Raw genomic sequence first — 13,447 nt, forward strand, 5'->3', positions numbered from 1 at the left:
GGCTTGATGCACCTGATTTCCACATCCTCCCCCGCCACCACCGGGTTCGACACGCACTCTCCCGCCATGGGCCGCAATTCCTTGCTGCGTCGGCGGAGCTTCTGATCTGCCTTCGGGAGCAATTTGGCGAGGCGCGGCTGGCCGGGAAAGAGCTATGGGGCGCCGATCGTGGTTTCGGCGGCGATGGCGATGGCGGAAGAATGTCCACGGATGGCGGATTTGCGCCCCAGCTGTCACCATTCGCCCTATCGGCTTGGGATCCTGAAAACTGTCGCTGGTTCATCCCGCGCGGAGCGGAAGCAAGAACGACCGATAGGAAGGATCTTGCGAGCGCCACCAGCGCGGCCCTGGCACGACCGGTGCCAGCGGCAAGCGCCAGTGAGAATCGAAGGTGGGCGATGCCTGCCCGTTCAACTGCGCTCAGCGGTCAGGTGCCGTCCGGACGCCAGCGTTTGAACCAGTCAGCGAACGCTTTCATCTCGGCCGGCACAGAGCTTGCGAGAACGGCCGCTCGCTCAGGCGCTTCCGGTGCCCAGAGCCTTCCGCCAGGCCAGATCCGGAGATGCCATCGGAACCTAGTCGCGCGGCGCAGGCATCTGCGCCAGATTGTTCCAGAGCATCGGCGCGAGTTGCGCGAAATCCAGCCTGTGCGGCGCGCCGGGTAATTTAAGCAAGCGCGCCTGCCTGGCAGCCGCGCGCAAGCGCTCCGCATGGGCAAAGGGCACGACCTCGTCGGCCGTGCCATGGATCAGGAGCACTGGCTTCTCGACCTGCGCGATCGCGCCGAGATTGTCGAAGCGGTTTCCGACGAAGGCACGTGTGACGGGCGAGGCGAGGTCGGCGATGCGCGTAAAGGCGCCGATCGTCACGATCCCGCGCACGCCGGGGGCCGTCCCCGTGTGCAGGGCGACTGCGCTGCCCAGCGAAAAGCCGCAGACATAGAGCCGCGCGCCCGGCGCGAGCGTCCCCGCGAGCCGGACAAACGCGTCGCCATCGGCATAGAGCCCCGTCTCTGACGGCTTGCCCGGATTGTCGCCATAGCCCCGATAGGAGGCGACCAGCACCCCCTGACCGTCGGTCACCAGCGCGGCCGCCATGGTCGCGGATTCGAAGCGGTTGCCGCTCTGGCCGTGGAAGAACACCAGCACGGGCGCGCCCACGCGCGTCGGCGCCCACCAATAGCCCTTGAGCTGAAGGCCGTCGGCCGTGGTGGTGGTGACCTCCGCCGGCGCCGGCCCCGCCCAGTGCACCTCGCGTGGCATCGGATCGGGCCGGAAGATGCGGCTGTCGATCTGCCCGGCCCAGCCGGGCGCCAGGCCGATCGACAGCCCGAGCAGCAACAGGGCGAGGACCGACTTGCCGTGCCCCATCAGAAGCGGACCGGCACGCCGACGAAGAACTGATGGGTCTGGTTGTCGACATGCTTGTAGTCGACCCGAATCCCGAGACGTGGCGAGATCCGGTATTCGACGCCCGCGCCGACTTCGAAGCTGCCGCCCCATTCGGACACGCCGGTGACCCCCGCGGTGTTGCGGATCCGATAGCGATTGCCGCCATAGCCACCGCTGGCATAGACGAAGAGCGCCGAGCCGATCACCGCCCCGCCGTGCAGCGAGACGCGATAGCCGTAGCGCGGCGCGAGACGCAGCTCCGATCCTCCCGCGAAGCGCACGACATTGTCGCCCCCGCCCGCGGTCACGCCGGCCTCGCCGCCGATGCGGAGATGTTCTCCCACCGCGATGTCATGGCCGACGAACACGCCCCCGCCCGCGCCCCAGGCGCGGTAATAGCGCCCTGCGGTCCCGTTGCCGCCCTGCGGTTCCAGATAGATATGGTGCTCGAGCGCGCCTGCCTCTACCCCGGCATAGGTGCCCGTGAACGGCGCCCCTGCCTGGGCCATTGCCGCGGCCGGCATCCACGCGGCCGCGACCGCAAACATCGTCATCGAAAAACGCATCTAGTCCGCTCCTGCCAATGTCGGATCGTGAAACAATGCCAATATGCTGCCGCGACCGCCGCCCTTGTCGATCCCCTGATAGAGCGTGTGGAAGAAGCACGTCGTCTTGATGAGCAGGATCGGGTCGGCATCTTCGGGAACGTAGCGCAAATCGAGCCCTTCGATCTTCATGCTCAACGCCGCGGCGATCGCCTCCGGCGCGGCATCGGCCCGGTAGATGACAAGCGCGTCCAGGTCGTTGGGCGCCTCGCCAGTCCCGACGAAGCTGCCACCGATCAGCGCGCACAATGGCATCACGCCCTGCACCCGGATCGCCTCGATCCGCGCCGCGAAGCGCTCCAGCAAAGCGCGGCGCTCGGGCGACCAGGCGAGATGCTCGAACAGCCAGGCGAAGCGCACGACATGCGGGCTGCTTGCGAACATGTTCGGCGCCGGTTCCGGCGCAAGCAGCATGCGGGCGGGCACAGCCAGCGCCTCGCCGCGCAGCATCGCCTGGCCGGCAATCGAAACGCCCGTCATGCCGCGGCCGCCGTGGCGGCACGGCGCGGCACCACCATCACGATTCCGCGATCCAGCGACCCTGTTCCCTTGTCATAGGCAAAAGTGTTGGAGAAATAGATCGCGCGCTTGATCAGCACTGCGGGATGCGCATCGGCAGGGCAGAGATGGAGATCTGCCATGTCGCCGCGCGCCATCGCCTGCGACAGTGCCGCCGCGCCTGCCTCGGGATCGCAGGTCAGCGTGTACACGCCCAGCGCATCGATATCGCGCGGCTCCTGGCCGAGGCGCAAGAAGCTGCCGCCGACGAGCAGCAGATCCACACGGATCCCGGCCTGCTCGAGCGCCGCGACCCGCGTCAGCAGCGCGGTCAGCAGCACCCGCCTCTGTTCCGAGCCGGCAAAGGCATCGGCGAAGCGCGCGACGTCGTAGACATAAGGCGAACTGTCGAGCGGTGTCTCCCGCCCGAGCGGCGCTGTGAACGGCGGAAGGCCGGCATCCCGCGCGGCCGGGTTCACCGTCATGCATGCGGTCAGGAAGCTGTCCACCCGCTCAAGCATGTCCGAGCACCAGCGAGGCGTTGAGGCCGCCAAAGGCGAAGGAATTGGAGACGATCGTGCGGATCCTGGCATCGCGGGCGACATTGGGGATGCAGTCGATCGGACATTCGGGGTCCGGCTCGACGAAGTTCGCGGTCGGCGCTAGCGTCTGCGCGCCGAGCGACTTCACCGCCATCACCAACTCGATCGCGCCCGAAGCGCCCAGGCAATGGCCGAGCACCGATTTGGTGGCGGTGACGGGAAGGCGCGTGGCGCGATCGCCGAACACCTGATGCAACGCCTGGCATTCGCTCGCATCGTTCATGTTGGTGCCGGTGCCATGCGCGTTCAGATGATCGACTGCGCCGGCGTCGGCTCCCGCGTCGGCGAGCGCCAGGCGCATCGCACGCGCCATGCCGGCGGGATCGGGCGAGGTCAGCGAGCCCGCATCCGAGCTCATCCCGAACCCGCGCAGTTCGCCCAATATGTCGGCCCCTCGCCTGCGCGCCGCTTCCATCTCCTCGAGCACCAGGATCGCGGCGCCTTCGCCGAGCATCAGCCCGCGCCGCCCGAACGAGAAGGGCCGGCAAAGATCGTCGGAAAGCACGTGCAGCGCTTCCCAGCCCTTGAGGCAGCCAAAGGTCAGGCTCGCCTCGGTGCCGCCGGTCATCGCTATATCGGCCATTCCGTAACGGATCGCCTGATAGGCCTGTCCGACCGCATGGGCGGCCGACGCGCAGGCAGATGCGATCAGGAATACGCCGCCGCGGATCCCGAATTCGATCGCCAGCTGGCTCGCCGGCGCGCTCGCCATCAGCCGGGGCACGGTGAGCGGATGAAGCCGGTCGGCGCCGTGGCGGTAGATCCTTTCGGAACTCATGTCGTGCGTCGCTTCGCCCGCGGCGCCGCTGCCGATCACGCACATCGTGCGGTCCGGATCGTAATCGGCGAAATCGATGCCCGACTGGGCCAGCGCCTCGCGCCCGGCGACGATTGCATATTGCGCGGCGGGATCGAGCGCGCTCAGCCGGCGCCGGTCGAAATAGGTCTCGGGGTCATAGTCGCGCAGCTCCGCGACCCGGCTGACGCCCGTTGTCTTGTCGCCCAGCCGCGAAGGCGCGCCGAAGGGCTGGTGCGCATCGCGTACCGCCTGCCAGCTGCGCTCCGCATCGATGCCCCCGGCAGTGAGCGCGCCGATACCGGTGATCGCGACCCGTCTCACGCCTGCGCCGTCCGCTGCGAGATGAGTTGCCGGATCGCCGTCACGACATCGCGCACTTTGGCGAGGCCGGATTCGCCGACCGCATTGGCGTTGTAGGGCACGTCGATACCGAAACGGTCCTCGATCGCGAAGAGCAGCTCGACCATGTCGAGCGATTCGATTCCCAGCTGCTCCAGGCTGGTATCGAGATCGATCGGGACATCGCCGACGCGGGCCGCGTCGCGGACCAGCGAGATCACATCGGCTTCAATGTCTTCGTTCATCTCAGAGACCTTTCCGCTCGTGGATTGAAAGCTGTTCATAGGCGGCGTCGCGCGTCAGGCGCCCCGCTTCCATGCGGTAGACGGTGTCGCAGATCTCCAGGACCTGCGAGTCGTGCGAGGTGATCACCTTGGTGGAAGGATGCTCGGCGAGCGCCCGGATCATCCGGGTGGCGGTTTCCGCATCCAGGTTCGAAGTAACCTCGTCGAGCAGCAGCAAAGGGGGATCGCCATAGAGCGCGCGCGCCAGCATCAGACGGCGACGCTGCCCGCTGGAGAGCGTGCCGTTCTCTTCGCTCACCACCGTGTCGAGTCCGCGCGGCAATCCCTCGACTACGTCATCGAGACAGGCCACCCGCAGTGCCGAAAGCGCGCGGCCGCGGTCGGGGCTTTCCTCGAATCCGGTGACGTTCTCGAGGATCGAGCCGCGCACCAGCTTGTCCGCGCCGAGCACCAGTCCGACATTGGCGCGATAGGCCTTGAGACCCCAGGTCGTGAGACCGACGCCGTCCACTTCCATTGCGCCTTCGCTCGGCGTGTAGAGTCCGGCCAGGATCTTCAGCAGCGTCGTCTTGCCCGAGCCTGACGGACCCATGATCGCGATCGCGTTGCCCTGCTTCGCACCGAGCTCGAAATCGATGTCGGACAGGATCGGCGCGTCGGCGAATCCGGCGCGATAGGTCACGCCGCGCAGTTTGACCGCGTCGCGGATATGGCGCTCGATCGGCTGGTCGCTCGGCTCGGGCTCCTCCTCAAGGAAATCGGACAGCCGCGTCATGTTCGCGCCGAGCAGCGATACCTCGGTCATCGTCGTGACCAGATTGTCGATCCGGTCGAAGAAGATCGTGCGATAGGTGAAGAAGGCATAGAGCATGCCGACGGTCATTTGCTGGAGCAGCACCGCGGCGACGCCGTAATAGAGCGTCACCGCCATGCCCAGCGCCGTGACCAGCTCGACCAGCAGGACCGCATTGGCTTCGGTGATCTGGATGCGGAAACTGGCATTCACGTGCCGCACCAGACTGTCGTACCAGCGGTTGGTGGTGACGATCGTCGCATTGCCGGTCTTGATCGCGGCGACCGCGCGCAGATTGTCGATGAGGCGCGAGCGCTCGTCGGACTTGGCCTTGAGCGCGACTGCGCCCTGGCGGCGCATATAGGGATAGAGCGTGAGCCGGATCGCGATGACTATCAGGAAGATCGCGCTCACCAGTGCGGCCAGTCCGGGGGCGTAGAGAAACATGATCGCGCCGCTCAGCAGGATCATGATCAGGTCCACCGCCGCGGCGGAGAAGGATTTGGTGACGACATTGCGCACCGAATCGATCGAATCGAGCCGGGTGGCCACGTCGCCCGGATGGCGGCCCTCGAAATAGCGCAGCGGCAGCCGGAAGATATGGCCCACGGCGTTGCGCGTCAGCTGCGCGAAGAAGGCGCTGCCGGCATTGGCGATGACGCGCTTCTGGATCCAGGTCGCCACCGCGGTGCTGATCGAGACCAGCATAAGGCCGACCGCGAGCACCCATAGCAGGTCGAGGTCGTTGCGCGGCAGCACCGAATCGAGCGCGACCTGAACGATCATCGGCATCAGCATCGCGATGACGGCACCCGCGGTGGCAACGACGATCACCTGGATCAGCGAGGACTTCAAGCCGTGGGTGAGGTCGAAGATCCGCGACAGCGTGTATTTCTTGGCGCGCACGATCGTCTCGAACGCGCCGCCCGGCGAGACCTCGAGGACAGTGCCGCTGAAATGCTCGCCAAACTCGGCCATGTCATAGGTGCGCACGCCCATCGCGGGATTGTGGATGACGACGCGGCCGCGCCGGACCGACTTCAGCACGACGAAGTGATTGTTGTCCCAGTGCAGGATCGCCGGCGTGCGGACATGGGCGAGATCGGCGAAATCATCGACGCGGAAACCCCGCACATCGAAGCGCAGCTGGTCGGCGACACTGGCCAGGTCGGAAAGGCTGAGGCCGCGCCGCGTCGTGCGGTACTGGCTGCGCAGATAGGTCAAGTCGAGCCGGTGGCCGTGCCAGTGCGCGATCATCGCCATGCAGGCGATCCCGCACTCACCATTGGCCTCTTGCAGGATCATGGGCAGCGTCCGCCGCCCGGATTCGAACAGGTTCATCCCATGCGTCCCTTGAGTGCGACGAGCGGCTCCAGGAACCATTGCAGCAGGTTGCGCCGCTCGACTTCGATGTCGGCGGTCAGCGTCATCCCGACCTTGAGCGCGCGGCGGCGGCCATAGGCCTCGACCGCGTCGTCGGCGGGCGCCACTTCGACGATGAAGTTGCGCTCGATCTGCTTGGCGTCGTCGGGCTTCTGTGCGCCGGTGTCGATCGAGGCCTGCTCGACCCGGACGACCTTGCCGTAGCGCACGCCGAAGCTCTGATAGGGAAAGGCGTCGTACTTCAGCACGACGCGCTGGCCGACATCGATCATGCCGATCGCCTTGGACGGCACGGTGAGGACGGCGGTCAGCCGTGCCGCAGGCTGGCCGATGGCGAGGATGCGCGCGCCGGCCTCGATGCGCTCGCCCGGCCGCACCGAAACTGCCGCGACAACGCCGTCGGCGGGGGCGACGATCTCGCGCGTCTGCAGCGAGGTCTGGCCGTGCAGCTGGTTCTCGGTCTGCAGCCGCTGGGTGCTGAGGTTGAGCATCGCCTGGCGGATCTCGGCGATGCGGTTCTCGAGCGCGGTCACGCGATCGGCGCGGGAGCGCCGTACCTCCTGCAGGGTCAGTTCGGTGTCCGAGGCTTCCTGGTTGAGCTGCATGACCACGCCGCGCACCTGGTCCACGGCCATGTCGGTGATGAAGCCCTTGCTGGCGAGTTGCTCATAGCCGCGCAGGCGCCGCTCGGCCATCTGCTGGCGCTCCTTGGTCGCGCTGCCGCGATTGCGCGCCGAGGCGAGCGATGCCTGGGCGCTCGCCTCGACCTCGGTGATCTGGTGGCGCGCCTCCTCGCTCGACCGCGCATATTCGGCGAGTTGACTGTCCATGTTCGCGATGGACTCGCGCATGCGCTGGATGCTCTGCGCGATAGTGTCGCCGTCGCCGCTGATCACCGGCGGCAGGCTGAGCACCGCCAGCACCTGCCCCTTATGGACGCGCGTGCCCGAGGTGACTCGCAGTTGCGAGACGATCGCTCCCTGATCGGCGACGACCGCCGAGAAGCCCGAGACCGCGGCTATCTCGCCGGATACCGTCTCCTGCTTCGAATATTGCGTGGCCCAGCAGAAGATTCCCCCCACGATGAGCAGCGAGCCGAAGAATATGCTCAAGACATGGTCGAACACGGGCTGCGCGAGCAGCACTTTCGAATTCATGTCGGCCGCGCTACGCGGCTTGGTGAGGATGGCGGTCATGCCGCGCACCGCTGCCGCGCAGTGACGAACTCGTCGAAGCGCTGCCACATATGCCATTGCTCGGGGCAGCCGCGCACGGAGTTGGTGATGAAGGACGCGACCTTTCCGGTCGCACGGTCACGTTCGCCTTGTCGCGAAGGCACTTCGAGCAGGTCCGCCACGGTGACTTGGTCGCCCGTGCCCCGGGCCTCGGCCCGGAACAGCAGAAGCGGAACCTGACAAAGTGCCGCGATATCGACCGCACCCGCCGCGATCCGCGCCGGGGTCCAGAGCAAGTCGGCATCTACCGCACGGCCATAGCTTTCGGGCAGGTCAACCAGCGCGATCAGGATCGCCCCCATGCGCACTCGCTTGAGCAGCGCATGAAACTCCGCCGGCTCCGTCGGCGCCATCAGTGCCACGCGTACGCCCAGTTGATCGAGGCGGTTCATCGCCCGGCTCTCGTCATCATCCGCGGTTTGCGTCTTGACGATGATGACGTCGCGGTCGCGGAAATAGCGATGCAGCAGCCAGGCAAGCGCCAGCGAATAGGGCCCCATGTGCAGCGTCGCCAGAACCGCGCCGCGCTGGCGCGAAATCCAGCGCAGCGCATCATCATCTTCAGTCCGGACGTTTGCGGCATCGGCGAGCAGCCCAGGCAGCGAGCGATCGGCGAGCGCGAGCCATTCCATCTGGAAAAGCAGATCATGATAGCCGTTCTCGCCGGCCAGCTTCCACGCCTGCGCACGAGGCAACTGCAAGACCCTGGCCATCATCCACGCGCTCCTGCCGCAGGGCCGCAACAACCCGGATGCCCGCGAGAGGCTAAAGGCCGAGCGGAGCAGCTTCCGGCGTACCTGCATCGGGAGACGCGCCAATAGGCGGACACCACGTTCGGCCAGGGAGTAGGCGCCACGGCGATCAGCTTCGCTCTGCGACGGCAACGGAACGGGATCTGCCATGACACCACACTTGCAAAATGCGACGCCCCGGCGAACCGGGGCGTCGCGATCACATCAGCACTTCTTCGAGGCCTTGACGCCCACCGAGAAGCCGCCGTTCTGAGTCCAGCCGCCGGTAACCTCGACGCCCCAGCCATTGTCGGCTGCGGCACCGGCCTGAGCCGAATACTGCGCCTCGCTCACGACGAGCGAGTAGCTGCCATCGCCATTATCCGTGGCGACGCTGGCATAGCTTCCGGCATCGAACTCGCCATAGCCGCCGACGATCATTTCCAGCTCGACGAGAGAAAGATTACGCATCATATTTCCCCTTAGATTAGTCGAAAGCACCTGTTGCAATTCGACTAATGCTACATCCCATCTCAAGATACTTTGAGGAATACAGAATTTGCGTCGTTATTGACTGCATCCAATACTGGAGCTTTCTGATCAAAACTTGTCATACGCAATGGGGATACTTCATCCCCCTGCGCCCCCTCTGCGGAATCTTCGCGCATCTCGGTCAGCCTCATGTTGACCCGGAAACGCACCGCGCCGCCCGAGTGCTCAGCCTCAAGATGGGCGATCAGCTTTGCCCTGACCGATTCAGCAAGGCGCAGAAGGCGTCGGCGGCCATCGCTGGGGTCGGGTTGACTCACCACCAATCCGCGCTTCTCGATGCAGTTTAGGAGGCGGATAGCCGTGCTTTGCGGCCCACCCAGGCTGATGCACGCATTGCTGACGGGAACGGCCTCGCCGTCCATCTCGGCCAGCAGAAGCTCGAGCATAAGGCTCCAAAGCGCATTTCCGAAAAGATCGGGCGCCCCGAAGTTCGGCCGCGATTGCGACCGCGACAATGCAAGTTTCACATCGGATGCACTCAGGCTATCCGATAAGTTTGCACTAAAAATTGTAGCAGATGCATTTATTTGTTCTACAGATTGCTGCGCAAGGTCATCTAGTTTTAATTGTATCTCGCGCAAGCCCTTAGCGAAACGCTCAGCAGAACGAACAGCGCGAGTTATATCACGCGCCACATCAATATTTGACACCGAATTATCCCCCATCGGTCGCATCCATCATTAAAGGTTTGGATTTTTTTATGTCAAGCGCGATATAGATCAAATATCAGACCATAATCTACTTGACTCTTGTTCTAATTTATCTTAGGCGATCGATCCGCTCCCGTAATATAACCATTATGGTCTTATCGAAGGGTTTGCGTCGTTGCGCCAACGCGTCTGAATTGTCGCGCGCTCGTCCTGAATGCGTGTTCTTGCGCGCGTGGGCCTCGGTCGCTCTGGGAAGCATGGACCTCGACGCGCTGTTCGCGTGGGCGACATGCACGGCCTAGCCGGCGTCATAGTCGCGGGAAGACGGCTTTCGTCAGGCCCTACCCCGCGTGCCCGGCCTTGCATTTTCCCGTTTCCGAAAGGCCGCGAAAGGTGATCGACCACCGTGTCGCGGTACCGGGCACGATGCTGTGCTCCCATCCGTGCCGGACGTCTCCGTCGAGATGATAGATCGAGCGCGGCGGGAGGAAGATGGAGGCGCGATCATAGCGCTCCCCGTTGCGCCGCCGGAAACGCATGGTCGCCGGTGATCCGAGCGAGATGCCGATAACCGCATCGAGTTCGGGCCGATCCCTGTGCCAGCCGATGCCGGCGCCAGGCTCGTACTTGAGGATCGAGACCTGCACCACGTCATCGGCCGCGACACCGGCGAACGCCGCCGCCCGCGACTTCAGCGGCGACAGAAAAGCCGGGATCGGATCGGCCGGCCCGAACTCGGACTTGTCGAAATCATAATGCCAGCCGAACGAGCGGGTGCGACGCTTGCTCGTCCATCCCTGAAACGGGAAATGGGGAAGCTCGATCGCATCGATCTCGCGGATCAGCGCGCGCTCCTCCTCGGGAGAAATGATCGCATCCCGAAAGCCCAGGCCGGGAACGACAGCCGGCATATCGAACAATTCGGTCTGCACTCCGGCACCTCGACATCTCGGCCACGCCACGGATATGGCTGGCTCGTGTGGCGTCGCCTGCGGCGATCCACCGACATTCGACCGATATAGGGCGTATCCCCGCGCATGGCTGGCGGTTTTCGGACATGGTCGCGAGCGAACCGACGCGACGTTCCGCATTCCTGGATCTGAAAGCAGGAATCGGAGAGCGGAATGGGCGTAGAAAGGACAGGGTCGCCGCCTTCTCGGGAGCGGGCTCGTCCACCAGGGAGAATGCGATGCCATTGCAGAACCGGGTCGATCCCTTCGGCGCCATCCATGCCGCACCGGAGCGCGGCCTGTTCACCGGCAATCGCGGCATCATCCATGATCCCGAGACCAAGACGCTTCTCAAGAAGCGCTGGACCCTGCCGGCCTGGATCATCTGCACCTGCGAATATCGCGACTGGCGACGGGAGCCGATGGGCAGGAACCGGCCGGGCGGGAAAACCGGCTGGACGGAGTTGTTCTTTCTCGACGAGGTGACGGCACTGGCCGCAGGCCATCGCCCCTGCTTCTTCTGTCGACGCGATCGCGCGACCGATTTCGCGTCGAGGTTCGGCCAGGCATTCGACATCGAAAAGCCGCGCGCGCCGATGATCGACAGGCGGCTGCACGCGGAACGGACGGCCTCTGGCGGCCGGCTCCCTTTCGTGACGCTCGACGCGCTTGGCGATCTGCCCGACGGAACGATGATCGCCGCGACCCAGGCGGTCTATGCGCTCCGTGCGGGCAATGCGCACAAATGGTCGTTCGCCGGCTATTCCGGCCCGATCCCGCTTGATTGCCTTTCCGGACAGCAACTGCGCCTGGTGACCCCGCCCACTACGGTCGCGGTGTTGCGGGAGGGCTTCGTGCCGGTCTGGCATCCCACCGTCGGCGCGCCCGTCCGGCGATAGCCTCGCGCGATATCCCTGGCGGCGGTCGCGCGGCAATCCCTTTGATCCGACATGTTCCGGGCTGCGAGATACAAGGCCTGGGCCTCGCCCTGGTGCGAAGCCCGGACCCCTCCCTGTTCGCGAGCATTTGTCCGCGCAGCCGATAACGATCGCGGGAACAGGAAATCCGCGCGCGCCGAGCGCCTCGAAGTCCGACGCCTTCATATCGGGGCCGACGAGGATGACGTGGACCGGCTTGGGAGCGACAGGCCATGGCTGGCCTATGCGATCGCCTTGAAGCCCAGTTTCTCGAGTGCTTTCGCTTCACCCGGCGTCGCGGCATCGGGAAGAACGAAGAAACCGCCATGCAGCTTGCGCAAGGCTTGGCGCTTGGCGGTGGCGTTGGTCATCTCTCACTCCCGTCCCTGAAGACGACAGGAGATCGTCACGGGCCGGATCGGCCAACACTCCGTTTCTTGTCCTCACAGGGCACATCACCGAAACGCCACTATATGACATTGGTCCCGGTGCCCTGGCGGCTCGTCTTCGCGGCAGCGCATTCCGCGGGGAGTCGATTTGAAAGCAAGGATCGGAGTGTTCGGACCCTGGCATCGCGACACGTTGCGTGCGGACGTGATGGAAAGAACAAGAGCAATGACTGTTTCGCAACCCATATCATCGGCGCGCGGCCTGCCCGTCGCGGCCGAGGGCGATCCGCGCTGGGAGCGCATCGTCGCACGCGACAAGTCCGCCGATGATATTCTCTGGTATTCCGTCGCCACGACGGGGGTCTACTGCCGCCCGTCCTGCCCTTCGCGCACGGCGAACCCGCGCAACGTCACGCTTCACGACACGCTCGAAAGCGCGCAGGCGACCGGCTTTCGGCCGTGCAAGCGATGCCATCCCGATGGCCCGTCCCTCGAGAACGAGAATGCGGAGCTCGTCGCCAGGGCCTGCCGTTTCATCGAGGCGTGCGAGGAAGAGCCGTCGCTCGAGGAAGTGGCCGCGGCGATCGGCCGGAGCCCGAGCTATTTCCACCGGGTATTCAAGGCCGCAACCGGCTTGACCCCCAAGGCTTACGCGGCGGCCGATCGGGCGCGCAAGGCGCGCGAGGGCCTGGAATCGGGCGCGAGCGTCACCGGGGCGATGTATGATGCCGGGTTCAACTCGAGCGGTCGCTTCTACGAGAAATCGACCAGCATGCTCGGCATGACTCCCACGCAATATCGTGCCGGCGGCGTCAACGAGGAAATCAAGTTCGCAGTCGGCGCGTCATGTCTCGGTGCGATCCTGGTCGCCTCGAGCAAGAAGGGCGTCGCCTCGATCCTGCTCGGCGACGACCCGGATGCGCTGGTCCGCAACCTCCAGGACCGTTTCCCCAAGGCGCATCTGATCGGCATGGACCGCGACTATGAAGCGCTGATCGCGCGCGTGGTCGGCTTCGTCGAGGATCCCAGCATCGGCCTGGACCTGCCGCTCGATGTTCGCGGCACGGCGTTTCAACGCCGCGTCTGGCAAGCGCTTCAGGAGATTCCCGTAGGGGAGCGCGTGTCCTATGCCGAAATCGCGCGTCGCATCGGCTCGCCCAAGGCCGTGCGGGCAGTTGCGGGGGCCTGCGCCGCGAACAATCTGGCCGTGGCGATTCCCTGCCACCGCGTGGTGCGCAACGATGGCGCGATCTCCGGCTATGCATGGGGCGTCGAGAGGAAGCGCGCGATCCTCGGCCGCGAGGCGGCGCAGGTCGCATGAGTCTCTCGGCACGATATGATGCCTCGGTCGAATTCCTGGCTGGTGTC

At 65.2% G+C, this 13,447-nt stretch carries 15 protein-coding genes; 2 read left to right on the plus strand and 13 right to left on the minus strand.

Features of this window, described 5'->3' with window-relative positions:
* Window positions 1–575 precede the first annotated feature (575 nt).
* The 12 genes from OMP43_RS08285 to OMP43_RS08340 all read right to left on the minus strand — a co-directional run bounded on the left by OMP43_RS08285 (window position 576) and on the right by OMP43_RS08340 (window position 10,914).
* Window positions 576–1,370 (minus strand): alpha/beta hydrolase, encoded by a 795-nt coding sequence (locus OMP43_RS08285; protein ID WP_280279235.1) that lies wholly within the window; start codon window positions 1,368–1,370, stop codon window positions 576–578.
* Window positions 1,370–1,957, minus strand: coding sequence for an outer membrane beta-barrel protein (locus tag OMP43_RS08290; protein ID WP_280279236.1), 588 nt, complete (start codon window positions 1,955–1,957; stop codon window positions 1,370–1,372). The genes OMP43_RS08285 and OMP43_RS08290 overlap by 1 nt, the downstream gene beginning before the upstream one ends.
* Window positions 1,958–2,476 (minus strand): hypothetical protein, encoded by a 519-nt coding sequence (locus OMP43_RS08295; protein WP_280279237.1) that lies wholly within the window; start codon window positions 2,474–2,476, stop codon window positions 1,958–1,960.
* Window positions 2,473–3,003: a hypothetical protein gene (locus tag OMP43_RS08300; protein ID WP_280279238.1), complete on the minus strand. Its 531-nt coding sequence runs from the start codon at window positions 3,001–3,003 to the stop codon at window positions 2,473–2,475. Before OMP43_RS08300 ends, OMP43_RS08295 begins: the two co-directional genes overlap by 4 nt.
* 4 nt (window positions 3,004–3,007) lie before the next feature.
* A complete protein-coding gene (locus tag OMP43_RS08305) occupies window positions 3,008–4,216 on the minus strand; it encodes a beta-ketoacyl-[acyl-carrier-protein] synthase family protein (RefSeq protein WP_280279239.1) in 1,209 nt (402 codons plus the stop codon).
* Window positions 4,213–4,479 carry an acyl carrier protein gene (locus OMP43_RS08310; protein WP_280279240.1) on the minus strand — a complete coding sequence of 89 codons (267 nt, stop codon included), beginning with the start codon at window positions 4,477–4,479 and terminating at the stop codon, window positions 4,213–4,215. Before OMP43_RS08310 ends, OMP43_RS08305 begins: the two co-directional genes overlap by 4 nt.
* 1 nt (window position 4,480) lies before the next feature.
* Window positions 4,481–6,613, minus strand: a complete 2,133-nt coding sequence (locus OMP43_RS08315) for a peptidase domain-containing ABC transporter (RefSeq protein ID WP_280279241.1) — start codon at window positions 6,611–6,613, stop codon at window positions 4,481–4,483.
* Window positions 6,610–7,851: an HlyD family efflux transporter periplasmic adaptor subunit gene (locus OMP43_RS08320; RefSeq protein ID WP_280279242.1), complete on the minus strand. Its 1,242-nt coding sequence runs from the start codon at window positions 7,849–7,851 to the stop codon at window positions 6,610–6,612. Before OMP43_RS08320 ends, OMP43_RS08315 begins: the two co-directional genes overlap by 4 nt.
* On the minus strand, window positions 7,848–8,606 hold the full coding sequence (locus tag OMP43_RS08325; RefSeq protein ID WP_280279243.1) for a hypothetical protein: 759 nt from the start codon (window positions 8,604–8,606) through the stop codon (window positions 7,848–7,850). The genes OMP43_RS08320 and OMP43_RS08325 overlap by 4 nt, the downstream gene beginning before the upstream one ends.
* Before the next feature lie 240 nt (window positions 8,607–8,846).
* Complete coding sequence (locus tag OMP43_RS08330; protein ID WP_280279244.1) at window positions 8,847–9,092, minus strand: hypothetical protein; 246 nt, start codon at window positions 9,090–9,092, stop codon at window positions 8,847–8,849.
* A gap of 62 nt (window positions 9,093–9,154) precedes the next feature.
* Entirely contained in the window at window positions 9,155–9,838 is a 684-nt protein-coding gene (locus OMP43_RS08335) for a hypothetical protein (protein ID WP_280279245.1), read from the minus strand.
* A gap of 326 nt (window positions 9,839–10,164) precedes the next feature.
* On the minus strand, window positions 10,165–10,914 hold the full coding sequence (locus OMP43_RS08340; RefSeq protein ID WP_348538595.1) for an alpha-ketoglutarate-dependent dioxygenase AlkB: 750 nt from the start codon (window positions 10,912–10,914) through the stop codon (window positions 10,165–10,167).
* A 98-nt stretch (window positions 10,915–11,012) separates the two neighbouring features.
* On the opposite strand from OMP43_RS08340, the gene OMP43_RS08345 reads away from it, so the two are divergent.
* Window positions 11,013–11,672 carry a hypothetical protein gene (locus OMP43_RS08345; protein WP_280279246.1) on the plus strand — a complete coding sequence of 220 codons (660 nt, stop codon included), beginning with the start codon at window positions 11,013–11,015 and terminating at the stop codon, window positions 11,670–11,672.
* 260 nt (window positions 11,673–11,932) lie between these two features.
* Here the strand turns inward: OMP43_RS08345 and OMP43_RS08350 are convergent, their stop codons facing one another.
* Entirely contained in the window at window positions 11,933–12,061 is a 129-nt protein-coding gene (locus tag OMP43_RS08350) for a hypothetical protein (RefSeq protein WP_280279247.1), read from the minus strand.
* 244 nt (window positions 12,062–12,305) lie between these two features.
* On the opposite strand from OMP43_RS08350, the gene ada reads away from it, so the two are divergent.
* On the plus strand, window positions 12,306–13,400 hold the full coding sequence (gene ada / locus OMP43_RS08355; protein ID WP_280279248.1) for a bifunctional DNA-binding transcriptional regulator/O6-methylguanine-DNA methyltransferase Ada: 1,095 nt from the start codon (window positions 12,306–12,308) through the stop codon (window positions 13,398–13,400).
* Window positions 13,401–13,447: the final 47 nt, after the last annotated feature.

Origin of the sequence: Sphingomonas sp. CBMAI 2297 (genome assembly GCF_029870595.1) — a bacterium.
GTDB lineage: Bacteria > Pseudomonadota > Alphaproteobacteria > Sphingomonadales > Sphingomonadaceae > Sphingomonas.